This is a genomic window from Deferrisoma palaeochoriense, assembly GCF_054656955.1.
This window is the reverse complement of record NZ_BAAHXI010000003.1, coordinates 1-15,334: the sequence shown is the minus strand read 5'-3', so window position 1 is coordinate 15,334 and position 15,334 is coordinate 1. Positions and strand designations below refer to the sequence as shown.

The following is a 15,334-nucleotide window of genomic DNA, read 5'->3' as shown; positions in this document are numbered from 1 at the left end:
CGGGCATCGGCCCGGCGTGTGCGGGTTTCGAGGGGCGACGGGTTCGTCGCCCCTCGTTGCGTGAAAGGGAGGACGAGGTGGCGCTGCCCGAGATCAAGGGGTTCCTGGAGACCACCTTCACCGACTGGAAGGGCAAGGTGGCCGCCGTGGTGTTCCTGCCCCGGTGCAACTTCCGGTGTCCCTACTGCCACAACCACCGGATCGTGACGGCCCCCCACGAGGTGCCCTCCTGGCCGTGGGACGAGGTGGAGGCGCGGCTTCGGGGACTTGGGGGCTGGGTGGACGGGGTGTGCGTGACCGGGGGGGAGCCCACCCTCCACCCGGGTCTCCCGGAACTCCTGGAGCGGTTTCGGGCGATGGGGCTGGCCGTGAAGCTCGACACGAACGGGTCCCGGCCCGAGGCGGTCGAGGAGGTGGTGCGGGCGGGCCTGGTGGACCTGGTGGCGGTGGACGTGAAGGCGCCTCTGGAGCCCGTGCCTTACCGCCGGAACACGGGCCCCGGCTCCGACCCGGACCGGGTGGAGGCGACGCTGGAGTTCTTGGGGGCCGCGGACCTTCCGCTGGAGCTTCGCACCACGGTCCACCCTCGGCTTCTGAGCCGGGACGAGGTGTGCCGGCTGGGGGCGGACCTGGGCCGCAGGGTCCGGGGCCGGGCGGCCCCGGTACGCTGGGTGCTCCAGCGGTGCCGCACCGACGAGGTGCTCGACCCGGAACTCCAAAATCACCCGCCGCTCACGCCGGAGGCGTTCCGGAAGTGGGAGGAGGCGGCCCGGCGAGAATTCCGGGTGGCGTCGGAGGGGCTCAGGCCTTGACGCCCTTCGTCCGGCGGGGCACGAAATCCTTGCGGTTCAGGCCGTACTTGGCCATTTTCCGCTCGATGGTGCGGCGCGAGAGCCCGGAGGCCTGGATCAGGTTCTTGATCCGCCCCCCGAACCGCCGCAGGTTGTGTTCCAGGTAGGCCCGTTCGAACTCCTCCAAGACCCGGCCGGCGGCCTCCTCGAAGGGCAGTTCCCAGTCGGCGGGGGCTCCGGAGGCGCGGGAAAACGTCTCCGGCCCCATGGCCTCCTTCAGGTGCGACTCGTGGAGCACCTTTCCCCGGCCCATCACCACGGCGCTCTCGATGATGTTCCTGAGTTCCCGGACGTTCCCCGGGTAGTCGTACTGCTGGAGCACCCGGGCGGCGCGGGCGTCGATGTCCTCGAAGGATTTCCCGTACGCCTGGGAGAACCGCCGCAGAAACGCGTGGGCCAGAAGGAGGATGTCCTCGCGCCGCTCCCGCAGGGGCGGAAGCTCGATGTGCACGACCCGAAGCCGGTAGTAGAGGTCGTTCCGGAACGAGCCCTCCTGCACGGCGTCCAGGAGCCGGCGGTTCGTGGCCGCCACGATCCGCACGTCCACGCGCCGCGGTTTCGTCTCGCCCACCCGGGTGACCGCCCCGTCCTGGAGCACCCTCAGGAGCTTGACCTGGAGCCGCGGGTCCATCTCCCCGATCTCGTCCAGGAACAGGGTGCCCCCGTGGGCGGCCTCGAAATAGCCCTGCCGGTCCACGTGGGCCCCGGTGAAGGCGCCCCGCACGTGGCCGAAGAGCTCCGACTCCAGCAGTTCCCCGGGGATCGCCCCGCAGTTCACTGGCACGAACGGGCCGGCCGCCCGCCGGGACTCGGCGTGGATGGCCTTCGCCACGAGCTCCTTTCCGGTGCCGGACTCGCCCTCGAGAAGAACCGTGGCGTCGGTGCGGGCGGCGCGGCGCACCCGCTCGAATACCCGGAGCATGGCCGGGCTCCGGCCCAGGAGTTCGCCCTGGAGGAGGGCCGCCGCCTTTTCCCGCCGCAGGGCCCTCACCTCGTCTCGGAGGCCCTTCATCTCCAGGGCCCGGCGCACCACGTGGAGGATCTCCTCGGGCAGCAGGGGCTTTCGCAGGTAGTCGAAGGCCCCCTCCTTCATGACCTCGACGGCCGAGTCCACCGAGGCGTGGGCCGTGATCACGAGGACCTCGGTCTCCGGGTTCGTGGCCTTGACCTCGCGGACCACGTGCTCCCCGCCCCGGCCCCCGAGCACGAGATCGGTGATCACGAGGTCAAAGGCGTTCCCGGCCAGTAGCCCCAGGGCCTCCTCCGCGGAACCGGCCGTCTCCACCTCGTACCCCTCCCGTTCGAGGACCCGCCGGAGCAGGTCCACCATGCCGGGCTCGTCGTCCACGACGAGGAGCCGGACGGGGCGGTCGGAACGGGCTTGGGGGTGGGGTTGGGCCATGGGCGGTTCACCGGAGCCGCCCCGGGGCCCAGGGCCCCGGGGCGCGTGAGGGAGATCAGAACACCCAGACGATGTTGAGCCAGGTGCTCGTGCCCTCGGGCATGTTCTTTCCGTCGAACTCCCAGAGGTGCTTGGCCACCAGGCTGAACCGGCCCTGGTTGGGCCACCATTTGAGCCCGGGGCCGATGCCGGCCAGTCGGCTGCGGTTGTGGTCCTCCTTGCCGTCGATCTCGTCGTCGGTCGTCTGCCAGTAATAGAACCCGTTCACGCCGAACCGCCACCCGGGTTTCGGTGCCCAGCCGATCGCCCAGTCGAAGTGGAACTCCTGGCCCGGGTCGAGGTCGACTTCTTTCATGCCCCCCGCGCCATCCGGCACGAGAAATTCATCGTTGGTGGTGTTGAAGTCGTACATCAATTTCACGGAGAAGTCGAAACCGTTCCACAGGTACGACATCGCCAGGACCGGCTCAAACGTCCAGTGGTTCTTCGAGAGAAGTTGGGTAGACACGTCTTCGTTGTCGTAGTTGCCGGTGGGCGCCCAAATATCCAGGGCGAACACCGTATGGAAGTTGGGGCCGAAGTGCCATCCCAGGATGAAAGGGCTGAAAATGATGTCGCCGAGACCCCCGTCTGCGTCGTTGACCACTTTGAGCGGCCCACCCGGGGTCTGCGCGGTGACCTCCACGTCGGCCGCGTAGAAGGGGATGAAGATGTGGGCGCCCCAGGATGCCCCGAGCACCTTGTACGGACTCACCCAGATCACGCGGGGGATCACCCCGAACACGTTGGCGTCGAACTCCACGGGCGTCTTCTTGCCCTCGTTGTCCATGAGGCGGTTCTTGTCGATGTACACCAGATAGTTCTTCAAATAGAGCCCCGGGGGCGGCAGGGCGCCCACGACGAAGTCCTCCGCTCCGTTCGGGTAGTGCTGCCCGCCCCCCGCAAAAACGGGGGTGGCCGAAACCACCGCGGCCAGGGCCAGAGCGCCGAGCACTCTCATCGCCGTTCTGCGTCTCCTCATGTTCCTTCCTCCTTTCCTCGTTGGGGAGCCGAGTCTCCCCGGGGTGGGATCAGTCGTACACCGGATCGTGCCACCAGGGCTCGAACCGGTAGGGGATCGGCGTGCCGTCGAGCCGCACCCGCGCGCCCCGGTTGTCCACGGGCACGGTCACGGCGCAGGCCGCGCGGGGCGAACCCTCCCAGTCCCGCCACCGGGCCCACACCGAGGGGTTTCGGCTCAGGCCGAACACCGCCGGTCCGATGGAACTCATACCGACGATCTCGGCGCCGGTGCGGCGAAGTTCTTCCATCACCTCCAAGATCTCCCGCCCCCGGTCGCCGTGGAGTTCGATCTCGGCCCGCTTCGAGCCCTCTTGGGAAAGCTCCCACAGGAGATCCCCCACGACCCGGAGGTCGCCGGCGAGGGCGGCCGGAAGGAGATCCATGAACACCCGGCACACCTTCCGGGCTGCCGTTTTCGCATCAAAAGCCTGGGCGGCGCCGAGAAGCGACCGGTACTCCCCGGCCCCGGACGAAACCTCGGGCGCCATCTTGGGCAGGAGCAGAAGGGCCCTGAGGTCCTCGGGCATGGCGACCCGGGCCGCGAGTTCGCAGCGGTCCGTAGCGATCACCATGCCGCCGTGCAAACCCGCCATCGCCCCCACATTGGTTTCGAACCCCGGCACCAGCCTCGGCGGCGCCGCGGAAAGCTCCTCGCAGTAATTGTAGGCGACGAGCTTCCGGAGGTTTCTGAGGTCCAAGGGGCGGCCCAGGGCCTCGTTGAGCGCCACCGCGGCGGCCGTAAGGGTCGAAACCGAGGACCCCAGTCCCATATGGCGGCGGTTGTGGTCGCGGGTCTCGATCTCGATACCGCCCTCGTACCCGGTGAGTCGCCGAAATAGCTCCGCCACGTGTTGCCCCAAGAGGGGTCGGTTTCCGTACGAGCGGATCTCCGCTTTTTCGCTTAGGCTCACCGTGGCACGTGAGAACAGCCCCACGGCGAACCCGACTCCTCCGCCTCCCGGCCGGCCGATGTCGAAACGGGTCATGTCCAGCACCGCCGCGTGGATCCGTCCGGGAATCTCGACCTCACACCGGGTGCCGGCAGGGGGCGGTTCGACGCTGCGAACTCGGCCGCCCCAGGCTTCCGGCAGCACGAACCGCCCCGGGTCCCCCGGGGCGAAGGCAGTGTCCTCCAGGCGCCGGGTCGTCACCTAGCCCCCCCGCCGCCAAAACCGCCCCGGGCTTCGTTGCGGCATACGAGGTTTGGTTTCGTCATATTCAAGCTCTGTGCCTGCCCGGCAAAATCACCGACGTGCTTCGCGTCGGAAGCGTTCTGTTGAACGGTTTTTGCAGACGCTTGCTGGCCAACCATCCGTGTGCAAAGATCCCGTCGAACGGTAGGCGGGAAGATGGTGCCCATTAGAGCACGCAACATAAAATCAAACAAGGGTACGCGATGGACGTTTCCGCGATAAAATACGCCATCTCTGACGCATTGTGGGAGGGCCTCCCGGTGGCGGCGTTCCTGACCGACGAAACCGGCCGGATCGTCGGGTGGAACCCGGCGGCGGAGGTCCTCACGGGCCGCCTCGCGTCCGAGGTGGAAGGCCAGCCCTGGGCGGAAGCGCTCGGGGTCTCGGGGGGCGGGGTCACGGAACCCGGGAGCGCGCGGGGTGAGGCCTGGGCCGAGACGCTTTGCACCGCCCACCGGGCCGACGGCCGCTCGATCCGCTTGCGGTTGCGTTCGAGGGCCGTGCGGGATACCGCCGGCCGGCCCCTGGGCCGGTTGTGGCTTGCGACCGACGTGTCGCTGCGCGACGCCGTGGACCGAAAACTCGTGCAGTACGAACGGCTCGCCACGTTGGGGGAGCTCGCGGCGTCGGTGGTGCACGAGGTGGGAAATCCGGTCTCGGTGATCCTCGGGTTCGCGGCCCTCCTGCGAGACGATGCCGGCGCCGACCCCGACGGCGCGATCCGTGATCGGATCTACGAGGAGGCCCAGCGCTGTCGCACCCTGATCGACCAACTCCTGGGGTATGCCCGGTCGGCCACCGGCCGTTCGGACCCAGGTCCGGTGCAGGTACCCGACGTGGTGGGCGAAACCCTGGCCTTGGTGCGGTACCGGTTCCAGCGGGCTGGCGTGGGGGTGGAGACCCGGTGGGGGGAGGGGGGGCTCTCCGTTTGGGCCGACGCCTCCGAGCTCAAACAGGTGGTTCTCAACCTGCTCCTGAATGCGGCAGACGTGTCGCCCCCGGGCGGGGTGGTGGAGGTGGAGTGCACCGGATTCGAGCGCGAAGAGCAACGGGGCGGCGACTCCCTCCTGGACCCGGTGCTCCGGGTGGAACGGGTGCCCTGGGTGCGTCTGCGGGTGGGCGACCGGGGGCCCGGGTTCGGGGGCCAGGACCCGGAGCGGTTCTTCGACCCGTTCGTGACCACCAAGGAGGGGGGCGGGGGGCTGGGGCTTACCGTGTGCCGCCGGCTCGTGGGGTCGTGGGGCGGCGAGATCCGCCTCGAGGAGCGGGAGGGCGGCGGAGCATGGGCCGTGGTGGAACTGCCGGGCCATCGGGGCTGAGAACTCAGGAGGCGCCGTACAGGAGTTCCCGCAGCCTGCGCATGACCCGGGGTACGGCCTCAGGGTGCCGGATGGGGCAGGGCCGGGTCCACTCTTCCCACGGACCCAGGAGGTCCGCGTAGGGGTCTGCACAGGCCCGGGCCAGATGCACCCGGGCGCCCGGCGCCGCCCGGGAGGCGGTTTCCTCGAGGGCGGCCACCAGGCGGTCGCGTTCCGTGGCCGTGTCCGCATGAAGCACCAGGGCCGAGGTGCCGAAGCGCTCGCGCCGCCCCCCGAGCTTGCCGAACAGGTAGAGGTCGGGGTGCTCCTCGGCCAGCCTGTCAAGAAGCGCCATACAGGTCTCCTCGTCCGGGGCAACGGCCACCACCTTCCAGCAGTCCCAGGCGAAGGGGAGGTCCACCGCACCCACACCCTGCTTGAGTTGGTCCAGCAGGGTCGTGAGGCAGGGCAGGCACCGGTCGTAGATGCGGCGTTTGGTCCGGTCCATGCGGGGGTGGGTCTCGAAGCTCCACCACCCCTCCCGGGACCGACGGTGCCCGAAATGGACCTCCACCGGTCCCCCCTCACTCCTCCAGCGTCTCGGCCAGCACCTCGAAGTGGGCCCTCAAGGTCCAGAGGGTGCCCTGCATGCGCCGGGCGTTCCGCTCCACCGCGGGCAGGTCCTTCCCCTTCTCGATGAGTTCCTCCAGGTCCCGGCCGAGCCGTTCCACCGCCTCGGCGATCTCCCGGATCCTCGCGTCGGAAATCATCGTTGGCTCCCTCCCGTCTTTCGCAGGTCGTGGAACCGGCGGGCCTTCACCTGGTAGCGGGGCAGGCTGCCGTAGGGCTGGGGCTGAATCTCGAAGTTGAGCTGGGTCTTCCAGCGAAGCCGGCTGGCCAGTTCCTTGAGCAGATGTTCCCGGTCGGGCCCGGTCAGCCCGTCGGGCAGTTCCACCTTGAGGGTGATGTGGTCGAGGTCGCCGCGCTTCTCCACGTAGATCTCGAACTCGCCGTCGAGTTCCTCGAACGACCGCACCACCTCCTCCACCGTGACCGGCGAGAACAGGACGCCTTTCACCTTGGTGATGTGGTCCACCCGGCCCTGCACGCCCCCTTCGAGGATGCGCCAGGTCCGGCCGCAGCCGCAGGGATCCTTGGCCCACATCGACACGTCCTTGGTGTCGAACCGCACGCAGGGCTGGGCCCGGCGGTCGAACGCGGTGATCACGATCCGGCCCGGTACCCCCGGTTCGGTGACCGGCCGGTCAGAGTCGAGTTCCAGGAGCTCCACCAGGAACATGGACTCGATGATGTGCTGGCCGAAGGGCTGGTGGCGGCACTCGAACCCCCAGGCCCCCACCTCGGTGGCGCCCGCGTGGTCGTAGACCGGGCAGCCCCAGGCGTCCTGCATGCGCTTTTTCGTGCTCGGCACGAGCGCCCCGGGTTCCCCGGCGCAGGTGATGCGCCGGATGCCCCACTCCCTCGGGTCGGCCCCCAGTTCCTTCTGGGCGGTTTCGGCCATCCCGAGCACGTAGGTGGGGGTGGCCATGAAGGCGTTGACCTGGAGTTCGCGCATTTTGAGAAGCCGCTCCCGGGTGCCGAGGACGCCCCCGGGCACCACCTCGCACCCCATGCGCTCGGCGCCGTAGTGGGCGGTCCAGAACGCGATGAACACGTGGTAGCCGAAGGGGAAAAAGATCCGGTCCGTGGGGCGGTACCCCTGGGCCCAGAGGATGGTGGCCCAGAGTTCCGAGAACCACTCCCAGTCGGCCCAGGTGTCGGGCTGGTACACCGGGGTGCCCGTGGTGCCCGATGTCTGGTGGAACTCGGTGACCTCCTCGAGCGGTACGCACAGGGTGTCGCCGTAGGGGAACGGGTCCTTGCCCTGGCACCGGTAGTCGTCCTTGGTCACCAGGGGCACGCGGGCCACGTCGTCCCAGGTGCGCACGTCCTCCGGCCGAAGCCCGGCGGCCTCGTACTTGCGGCGGTACATCGGGCTCCGCTCATACACCCACGAGAGCACCCGCCGGAATTTGGCGAGTTGCAGCGCCCGCAGGCGCTCGGGGTCCAGGGTTTCGGTGGCCGGGTTCCAGTACTCGGATTCGGGGTACGGCATGGTTCCTCTCCGGGGCTAGGAAGCTGGAAGGCTGGAAAGCTGGAAAGCTAGGAGGCGCGGAAGCCAGAAGCTACCAACACCAACGCAAGTATTGTCAGGTCCCCGTGGTCGCTACGGAAGCCAGCGGGTGGGGGGCTGGTGGAGAGCCGGGTGCGGCCCCTCACGTCGCCGCGCCCCACCAGGCTTGGCGTGCTTTGGAACTTCCGGAACTTCCGCTGCCGGCGTCCCGACCTGCCGCGCCGGCAACGGCATGCGAAGGCGCGGCGGAAAGGGTGCCGCACTCGCGCCCGGCCGGAACCAGTCCCCCACCCGCCGCCCGCAACAGTTCTCAAGGTTAGTAGTAAAGCGCTCCCTTGTCCGCCGCGGTTCCACGCGGTCTTGGTCCTCGGCCGGGGGGCAGTCCTCGGGGCCCGGCGCGAGCGGGGTCACTCCGCGCCCGAGCCTCCCCCCGCCAACACCTTAACGTCGCTGCCCTTCCAGCGGCGAAACAGGTTGTGTTCGATCCGGAGCGCATCGAGCACCTTGCCCACGGTCTGGTCCACGATCTCGTCGACCGTTTTGGGCCGGTGATAAAACGCCACCATCGGCGGCAGGATGACGGCCCCGATGTCCGCGCAGCGGCGCAGGATGTCGAGATGCCCCTTGTGGAGCGGGGTCTCCCGGAACAGGAGGACCAGGGGCCGGCGCTCCTTCAGGGTGACGTCGGCCGCGCGCACCAGAAGGTTGTCGTTGTACGAGTTGGAGATGGCCGAGGCGGTCTTCACGGAACAGGGGGCCACCACCATCCCCTCGGTGAGAAACGAACCGCTGGCGATGGCGGCGCCCACGTCCTCGGGGTCGTAGACCCTGTCGGCCAGGGCCTCCACCTCTTCCGGGGTCCAGTCGCTTTCCAGCCGGATGTTGCGGCGCGCGGCCTTGGAGAGCACAAGATGGGTCTCCACGTCGGTGTTCCGGAGCACCTCCAGGAGCCGGATGCCGTACTGGGGGCCGGTGGCCCCGGAGATTCCCACCACGAGTCGGCGCGTTTTCATCAGCGTCTCCTTTGGCCCAGTTCCCGGGCTTTTTTCACGGCATCTTCGGGGATCCGCACCCGTCGGCCGGCCACGCGGCCGTATCCCGTGGCGTCGATGGCGGCCTTGGCCGTGCGCGCGGCCTCGTGGGCCGAAGGATCGATGGGCTGCCCCCGGAGTCCCGAGACCACGGACCAGTCTCGATCGGGTTGGGTGCGGCTTGCGATGGACCAGGCCAGGTCCCAGGGGTCCGTCGGGTCCACGTCCTCGGCCACCGCCACGGCGAGCTTCACGTGGGTCTGCTCCAGCACGGCCCGGAGTCCCCTTTCGATCGTGTCCGCCGGCGCGGGCGGCACCCGGAGCACCACCGTGGAGCCGTAAGTGGTGGGCAGAGCCCGGACCCCGGACACCGGCAGGCCGGCCCCGGCGGCGGCCGCTCGGGCCGCGGCCTCCCACACCATGGCAAGAAGCCGATCGGACTCCCACGCCGTGGGAAGGAGGGCGTGGTACAGGGGGGAGGCCCGGCACCACACCCGCTCGGCCACGAAGGTGGGGGTGGCTTCCAAGGCCACGTGCACCCCGCTGATCTCGCCGAACGGGCCGTCCGGCCTCTCGTCAGAAGGGTCGATCACCCCTTCGAGCAGAAGTTCGGCCTCGGCCGGCACCGGGATGCCGGTTAGGGGGGCTGGAACCAGGTCCACCGGTTCCCCCCGAAGCGCCCCGGCCCCGGCCATTTTGTCGAGCCCGGGCTTCCCCTTGAAGGCGGCTGCGAGGAACGTCAAGGGCTCGTGGCCCACCGTGACCGCGGCCGGCAGCGGAGTTTCGGCTGCCTTGGCCCGGGCGTACACCTCAGAAAGGGGCGGGTTCAGTAGAGCCACCCCGAACCGATCGGGGCCCCTTCGCTCCATCCGGTGCACCCCCCGGGCCGCGGAACCGGTGGCCGGGTCGAACACCGACACCACGGCCGTGGTCAGAAACGGCGCCGAGTCCCCTTCGTAATGGGTCAGCACTGGGAGAAAATCGCCCAGGTCGGCCACCGGGATCTCCCGGGCGAGAACCGGGGCATCGCCCACCCTCCGGGGCTCCACCGGTTCGGCCTGGGCCCGCGCCAGGAACTCGTCGGCCGCCCGCTCCAGGGGAACCCCCAGGGCGCGGGCCAGCACCCCGTCGTGGCAGAGCACGTTGCCCACCACGGGGAGCGCGCCGGGTACCGGGCGGCCGAGGTACACGGCCTTTCCGTCGCGGGAAGCCAGGTGGAGGAGGGCCGCGGCCTCGAACCGCACCGAAACCGGTTCGTCCACCCGGAGGAGTCGGCCGGTCCGTTCCAGAAACTCCACGGCTTCGGCGAGGTTTCGAAAGCCCACAGCCCTCCTCCCCCGACCTACCGCCACTGCTCGGGGATGGGGTTGATCTCCTCCACGACCCGGATAGACCAGGGTTCACCCACCCACTGGCCGCGCCCGAGCCGCGGCCAGAGCCGCTCGGGGTACTTGGTCGGGTTTTTGGACACCTTGGCCCGGACCACCTGGCACCGGTACTTGGCCCGGCCCGGCGTGAGGTCGCGGATCACGAGGCGGATCTCCTCGTCCTGGGGCACTTGGTCGAGATCCTCGAAGAACGCGTCGTATTCAGCCATCGGTCACCTCCGTTACTCCGAAAACCCGTAGTTCTTCCAGTTGGCCAGTACCTTCTCGCGGACCTCCTTGGGATAGACCGTGTCGAAGGCGACCAGGATGGGCACGTCGGAGGGCGGCCAGTCCCTGGGGAACAGGCAGTCGAACAGGACCTTCGCCCCCTTGCTCATGCGGCGCTCCGCCGGGGTGGCGAAGGGATTGAGCGGGGTGCCCACGTCGTTTTCGTAGACGTGGATGCCGTTCACCGGGTGGCACCGGGTGCACAGGGCGTGGATCACCTGGTTTTTGTTGTAGATGTCCGTCTTTTCGTCCACCACCACCACCATGTGGAACCAGGGCCCGAGCTTGCTGCCGAACACGAGGTTTGCGATCTGGCGGGCGATCCCGGTGTACGCGTGCCGGGTGCCGATCACCACCAAATGGTGGGTGGACTCGGGCCACATGTAGACCCCCGTGATCGGGATGCCCTGGCTCCGGAGGAGCTTTTCCATCTCGAGGCTCAGGGAGAACGAACGCAGGAGTTGGCCCTCGTCGGTGGGCACGCCCATGTTGGACACCGTGAGGATCGGGTTGTCCCGAAACGTGATCGCCCGGACCCGGTACACCGTGCGGGGTTCCCGGGGGGAGGTGCGGTATCCCGTGTACTCGCCGAACGGCGCCTCCTCCAGTTCGACCCCCGGCAGGATCTCCCCTTCGATGACGATCTCCGCGTGGGCCGGCACCAGCAGGTCGGACGTTTCGCATTTCACCAACTCCACCGGTTCTCCCATGAGCATGCCGGCGAACTCGTCCTCCGGGATCGGAGAGGGTGCGCACGCGGCCACGCCCGAAAGCGGGTCCATCCCGATCACCGTGGCGAACGGCAGGGGCTGGTTTCTCGGCACGGATTTGTTGTGGAACATCTTCCCCATGTCGGAGAACGGGAGCACGGGCCCGACCATGGTTTTCTCATCGAAGACCATCTGCCGGTACATGCCCCAGTTCACCTCTCGGGTGTCCGGGTCGGCCGCCACGATCATGTGCCAGGTGGCCAGGTACCGGCCGCCGTCGCCGTCGTGCACCATGGGGGCCGGCAGGTTGAACAGATTTGCGTCTTTGCCCGTCCAGACGTTCTGCTTGCAGGGGGCCTGGGACCGTTCGACCACCTTGGGCTTGACCGGGGTGCCCTTCTCGGTGCGCTCCACGTAGGCTTTTCCGATCTCGGGGATCGGGGTGTCGGGGGGAAGGCCCAGGCACACGGCCAGCTTCCGGTAGGTGGCCAGGGGGGCGCCCAGGGCCTCGAACCCGGGATAGTCCTTGATCTTTTTGAAATGGGGCGAGGGGCCTTGCAGTTCGCACACCCGCCGGACGATGGCGCCCATCTCCAGATCCCAGTCCACCTCGGGTTCCACCGTCACGAGGTCGCCGGTGGACCGCAGGGCCTCGATGAACTCCCGGTTGTCCTTGTAGTAGGTATATGCCATGATCTTGATCTCCCTTCGGAAACGGGCTATCCCCAGCCCATGTTGGAAACCTTGTCCACCAAGGGCTTCCATTTGCCCTGGGCCCGCAGGATGAACTCGGCGAGCTCCCGGAGCATGCCCTCGCCCCCGGCCCGGCGGGTGGCGTAGTGGGCGGCGTCCTGGACCTCGGGCACCCCGTTGGCGGGGCACACCGCGAACCCCACCCGCCGCATGGCCCCCAGGTCGATGATCTCGTCGCCCACGTAGCAGACCTCCTCGGGCCCGATGCCCAGTTCGGCCATGATCTCCTGCATCTTGGCCCACTTCTCCTTGGCCGCGTACACCCGCTTGATGCCCACCTCTTCGGCCCGCTTGAACACGATTTTCGACTTGCGGGTGAGGAGCGCCACCTCGATGCCGGACATCATCAGCGCGTTGGCCCCGAACCCGTCGTCGTGGTGAAACACCTGGAATTTCACCCCGTCCTCGTTGAAGAGGACCATGCCGTTGGTGAGCACGCCGTGCACGTCGAGCACCACGAGCTTGACCCGTTTGGCCCTCTCGATCGCATCCATCATGTCGTACGCCATGGGTTCGCACCTCCTGACTGCGGTCTTCGGTCCTCGGTCTTCCGTCCGGGGCCTGCGGCCCCACGGTCTGGATCGGCGCTCGGTCCCCCCCGGGGTCGTGGGACGTCTTCCCCCTCTCCGGTTGCGCCGGGTCTGTGGGTCAGTCGTCCAGGCCCAGTTCCTTCCAGCGCGCCTTGATGCGCTCGACCACCTCGGGCACCAGGGACACCTCCACCGGTTTCTGCTCCCACTCGAAGGGCACCGTGGCGTCCAGGAGGATCCGGGAGGTGATCAGCTTGTTGGAGGTGGGGTCGAGGGCCGGGTCCAGGGGCGTGGACCGGCCGCGCTGGATGATCTGGGCGTCCCGGGCTGGATCGAACCGTACGGCCAGGGCCCACCACACCCGCGGCAGGTCGTCGGCCTGGATGTCATCGTCCACCACGATCACCCCCTTGGTGCCGTAGGTGCAGGTGTTGCTCGCCACCACGGCGGCGGCCACCTGGTTCGCGTGCCCTGGGTACATCTGCTTCACGCTCACGATGGCCCAGAACCGTCCGCACCCCTCCGGGGGCAGGTACACCGACTGGATGCCGGGGATCCGCATGTTCTCGAGTTCGGTCCACAGGGTGGCGCCCCGCACGAACGCGAGCATCCAGTGGTTGTCGGTGACCGGCCGGCCCACCGAGGTGGCCCAGAGGATGGGGTTGTTCCGGTGGTACACCCGCTCGACCACCATCGAGGGTTTCGGGATGGGGTGGAACAGTTCGTCGGTGTAGTACCCGGTGTACTCGCCGAAGGGGCCCTCCGGCCGGAGGTCGTCGGGGTCGATCCAGCCCTCGAGCACGATCTCGGCGTCGGCGGGGATCGGGAGGCCGGTCACCTTCCCCCGCGTCACCTGGACCGGTTCGCCCCGGAGCGATCCCACCACGTCGTACTCGCTCGCCTTTGCCACCATGGCGCTTCCGGCGAGCATCAGCAGCGGGTCGCACCCGATCACGACGCAGGCCGGCATCTTCTCGCCGCGCTTCTTGTACTTCTTCAGGATCCGGTCGCCCCGCTTGCCCTTGAGGATCTGCACCCCGATCCGGTTCTTTTCCTGGGCTTGCATCCGGTAGGTGCCCAGGTTGATCTCCTGGGTTTCCGGGTCCTGGGTCACCAGGAACACAGCGGTGCCGATGTACCTCCCGCCGTCCTTCTCGAAGAACTTGGGGGAGGGGAACCGAAAGATGTCCACCTGGTCGCCCGTGAGTTCGTTTTCAAACACAGGCCCGGAATCCACGTTTTCGGCCGGGATCACCTTGTCCACGGCGAGTTTCATCCACTCGCGGGTGAGGTCCACGAGCGACATGTGGGTGGGCCGGCCGAGGGCCAGGGCCAGTCGCTTCGGGGAGGCGAAGGCGCCGGTGAAGACCGGGCTTTGGTAGCCTTTCACGTTCTCGAACAGGAGGGCTGGCCCCTCCTTTTCCTCGACCAGTTTCGCGATGTGGCTGAGTTCCAGGTTCCAGTCCACCTCGGCCTTGATCCGCTTGAGTTGGCCCTCCCGCTCGCACAGGGAGATGAAGTCCCGCAGGTCCATGGCGCCCTCCTTCCCAAATAAGGTTTTGATGTGCTGCCAGGCTACGCCCCGGGGGCTCCGGGGTCCAATCATATGTTTTGCAACGATGGATAAGGTCAGGTTATGCTTTGGGTCGTTGGTCGTCACCTGTGACCCGTCACCGGAATCGCCATGCTCAACTTCAACCAGTTGCGAGCGTTTTTCGAGGCAGCCCGCACCGGAAGCTTTACCCGGGCGGCCGACGTGCTGTGCGTCACCCAGCCGGCCGTGACCGGGCAGGTGCGGGCCCTGGAGGAGTCACTGGGGCTCAAGCTGTTCCGGCGCAGGGGCCGGCGGATGGTGCTCACGGAGGCCGGGGCGCTCCTGTTCCGGGAGGCCGAGAAGGTGTTCGCCCTGGAGCGGGAGATCGAGGATCTGGTGGCCGAGATCCGGGACCTGCGGCGGGGGCTCCTCAAGGTGGGAACCACCAAGACCTACGCGCGCTACCTCATGCCCGACATCTTGGCCCGGTTCCACGGGGTGCACCCGGGGATCCGGATCGTGCTGGACGAGGGCGCCTCGGCCGAGGTGCTGCGCTCGGTGGTGGAGGGGCGAAACGAACTGGCCGTGGTGGGCCTGTCGCGACCCGTGGAGGGGCTCATCTGCACCCCGTTTCGGAGGGAGGAGGTGGTGCTGTTCTGCGCGCCCGGCCACCCTCTGGCCGGGCGCGCCGGCATTGGGGTGGCCGAACTCGGGGGGGAGTTGCTGGTCCTCAAGGAGGAGGGGTCCACGACCCGGGAGCTCGTGCGGCGCCTCTTCCGGCGCCACGGGGTTTCGCCCAATGTGCTCGTGGAGACGAGCAATCTGGAGTTCATCAAGGACATGGTGGCCCGGGGGGAAGGGGTGTCGTTTCTGGTGCGTTCGGCGATCGGGGAGGAGCTTCGAACCGGCAGGTTCGTGGAGGTGCCGCTCGCGGACGGGCCGATCCGGCTCGAGGTCTACACGGTCCACCCCGATCCGGCGGTCCTCTCCCCCGCCGCCAGGGCGTTTCTGGACGTGTTGGAGGATTCCCGCGAGTACCCCTGATACCGAGTTGCGTTCAAATCAACCGTTTCCTGATTCAGCCCGGCAAGGGGCCTGGTGGAGCGCCGGGCGTGGCTCCTACAGTCGCTGCATCCGGCACTCAGCCGATGTCTCCCTCGCCGTGAGCCCACCAATGGCTC

At 68.2% G+C, this 15,334-nt stretch carries 15 protein-coding genes; 3 read left to right on the top strand and 12 right to left on the bottom strand.

Features of this window, described 5'->3' with window-relative positions; genetic code table 11:
- Window positions 1-77 precede the first annotated feature (77 nt).
- Window positions 78-812, top strand: coding sequence for an anaerobic ribonucleoside-triphosphate reductase activating protein (locus ACYQ8L_RS01485; protein ID WP_459939987.1), 735 nt, complete (start codon window positions 78-80; stop codon window positions 810-812).
- On the opposite strand, the gene ACYQ8L_RS01480 is transcribed toward ACYQ8L_RS01485, so the two are convergent.
- From ACYQ8L_RS01480 to ACYQ8L_RS01470, 3 genes are read right to left on the bottom strand one after another with little or no spacing between them, the layout of a single operon-like run.
- Entirely contained in the window at window positions 802-2,253 is a 1,452-nt protein-coding gene (locus ACYQ8L_RS01480) for a sigma-54-dependent transcriptional regulator (protein ID WP_459939986.1), read from the bottom strand. The genes ACYQ8L_RS01485 and ACYQ8L_RS01480 overlap by 11 nt on opposite strands.
- A gap of 55 nt (window positions 2,254-2,308) precedes the next feature.
- On the bottom strand, window positions 2,309-3,274 hold the full coding sequence (locus ACYQ8L_RS01475; RefSeq protein ID WP_459939985.1) for a SphA family protein: 966 nt from the start codon (window positions 3,272-3,274) through the stop codon (window positions 2,309-2,311).
- Between the two features lie 49 nt (window positions 3,275-3,323).
- Window positions 3,324-4,466 carry a GHMP family kinase ATP-binding protein gene (locus ACYQ8L_RS01470; RefSeq protein ID WP_459939984.1) on the bottom strand — a complete coding sequence of 381 codons (1,143 nt, stop codon included), beginning with the start codon at window positions 4,464-4,466 and terminating at the stop codon, window positions 3,324-3,326.
- 245 nt (window positions 4,467-4,711) lie between these two features.
- On the opposite strand from ACYQ8L_RS01470, the gene ACYQ8L_RS01465 reads away from it, so the two are divergent.
- On the top strand, window positions 4,712-5,827 hold the full coding sequence (locus tag ACYQ8L_RS01465) for a two-component system sensor histidine kinase NtrB (RefSeq protein WP_459939983.1): 1,116 nt from the start codon (window positions 4,712-4,714) through the stop codon (window positions 5,825-5,827).
- Window positions 5,828-5,831: 4 nt separating this feature from the next.
- On the opposite strand, the gene ACYQ8L_RS01460 is transcribed toward ACYQ8L_RS01465, so the two are convergent.
- The 9 genes from ACYQ8L_RS01460 to ppcB all read right to left on the bottom strand — a co-directional run bounded on the left by ACYQ8L_RS01460 (window position 5,832) and on the right by ppcB (window position 14,153).
- Window positions 5,832-6,380, bottom strand: coding sequence for a hypothetical protein (locus ACYQ8L_RS01460; RefSeq protein ID WP_459939982.1), 549 nt, complete (start codon window positions 6,378-6,380; stop codon window positions 5,832-5,834).
- Window positions 6,381-6,390: 10 nt separating this feature from the next.
- Window positions 6,391-6,576, bottom strand: coding sequence for a hypothetical protein (locus tag ACYQ8L_RS01455; protein ID WP_459939981.1), 186 nt, complete (start codon window positions 6,574-6,576; stop codon window positions 6,391-6,393).
- The gene (locus tag ACYQ8L_RS01450; protein WP_459939980.1) at window positions 6,573-7,922 is read right to left on the bottom strand and encodes a phenylacetate--CoA ligase family protein; all 1,350 of its coding nucleotides are present in this window, start codon (window positions 7,920-7,922) and stop codon (window positions 6,573-6,575) included. The genes ACYQ8L_RS01455 and ACYQ8L_RS01450 overlap by 4 nt, the downstream gene beginning before the upstream one ends.
- Before the next feature lie 425 nt (window positions 7,923-8,347).
- Window positions 8,348-8,953, bottom strand: a complete 606-nt coding sequence (locus ACYQ8L_RS01445; protein ID WP_459939979.1) for a UbiX family flavin prenyltransferase — start codon at window positions 8,951-8,953, stop codon at window positions 8,348-8,350.
- Window positions 8,953-10,296 (bottom strand): UbiD family decarboxylase domain-containing protein, encoded by a 1,344-nt coding sequence (locus ACYQ8L_RS01440; RefSeq protein WP_459939978.1) that lies wholly within the window; start codon window positions 10,294-10,296, stop codon window positions 8,953-8,955. The genes ACYQ8L_RS01445 and ACYQ8L_RS01440 overlap by 1 nt, the downstream gene beginning before the upstream one ends.
- 17 nt (window positions 10,297-10,313) lie before the next feature.
- Window positions 10,314-10,568: a phenylphosphate carboxylase subunit gamma gene (locus tag ACYQ8L_RS01435; RefSeq protein WP_459939977.1), complete on the bottom strand. Its 255-nt coding sequence runs from the start codon at window positions 10,566-10,568 to the stop codon at window positions 10,314-10,316.
- A gap of 12 nt (window positions 10,569-10,580) precedes the next feature.
- On the bottom strand, window positions 10,581-12,029 hold the full coding sequence (ppcA, locus tag ACYQ8L_RS01430; RefSeq protein ID WP_459939976.1) for a phenylphosphate carboxylase subunit alpha: 1,449 nt from the start codon (window positions 12,027-12,029) through the stop codon (window positions 10,581-10,583).
- 26 nt (window positions 12,030-12,055) lie between these two features.
- Window positions 12,056-12,598, bottom strand: a complete 543-nt coding sequence (locus ACYQ8L_RS01425) for a KdsC family phosphatase (protein ID WP_459939975.1) — start codon at window positions 12,596-12,598, stop codon at window positions 12,056-12,058.
- Window positions 12,599-12,737: 139 nt separating this feature from the next.
- Complete coding sequence (ppcB, locus tag ACYQ8L_RS01420) at window positions 12,738-14,153, bottom strand: phenylphosphate carboxylase subunit beta (RefSeq protein WP_459939974.1); 1,416 nt, start codon at window positions 14,151-14,153, stop codon at window positions 12,738-12,740.
- 150 nt (window positions 14,154-14,303) lie between these two features.
- On the opposite strand from ppcB, the gene ACYQ8L_RS01415 reads away from it, so the two are divergent.
- Window positions 14,304-15,197, top strand: a complete 894-nt coding sequence (locus ACYQ8L_RS01415; RefSeq protein WP_459939973.1) for a LysR family transcriptional regulator — start codon at window positions 14,304-14,306, stop codon at window positions 15,195-15,197.
- The last annotated feature ends 137 nt before the right edge of the window (window positions 15,198-15,334 follow it).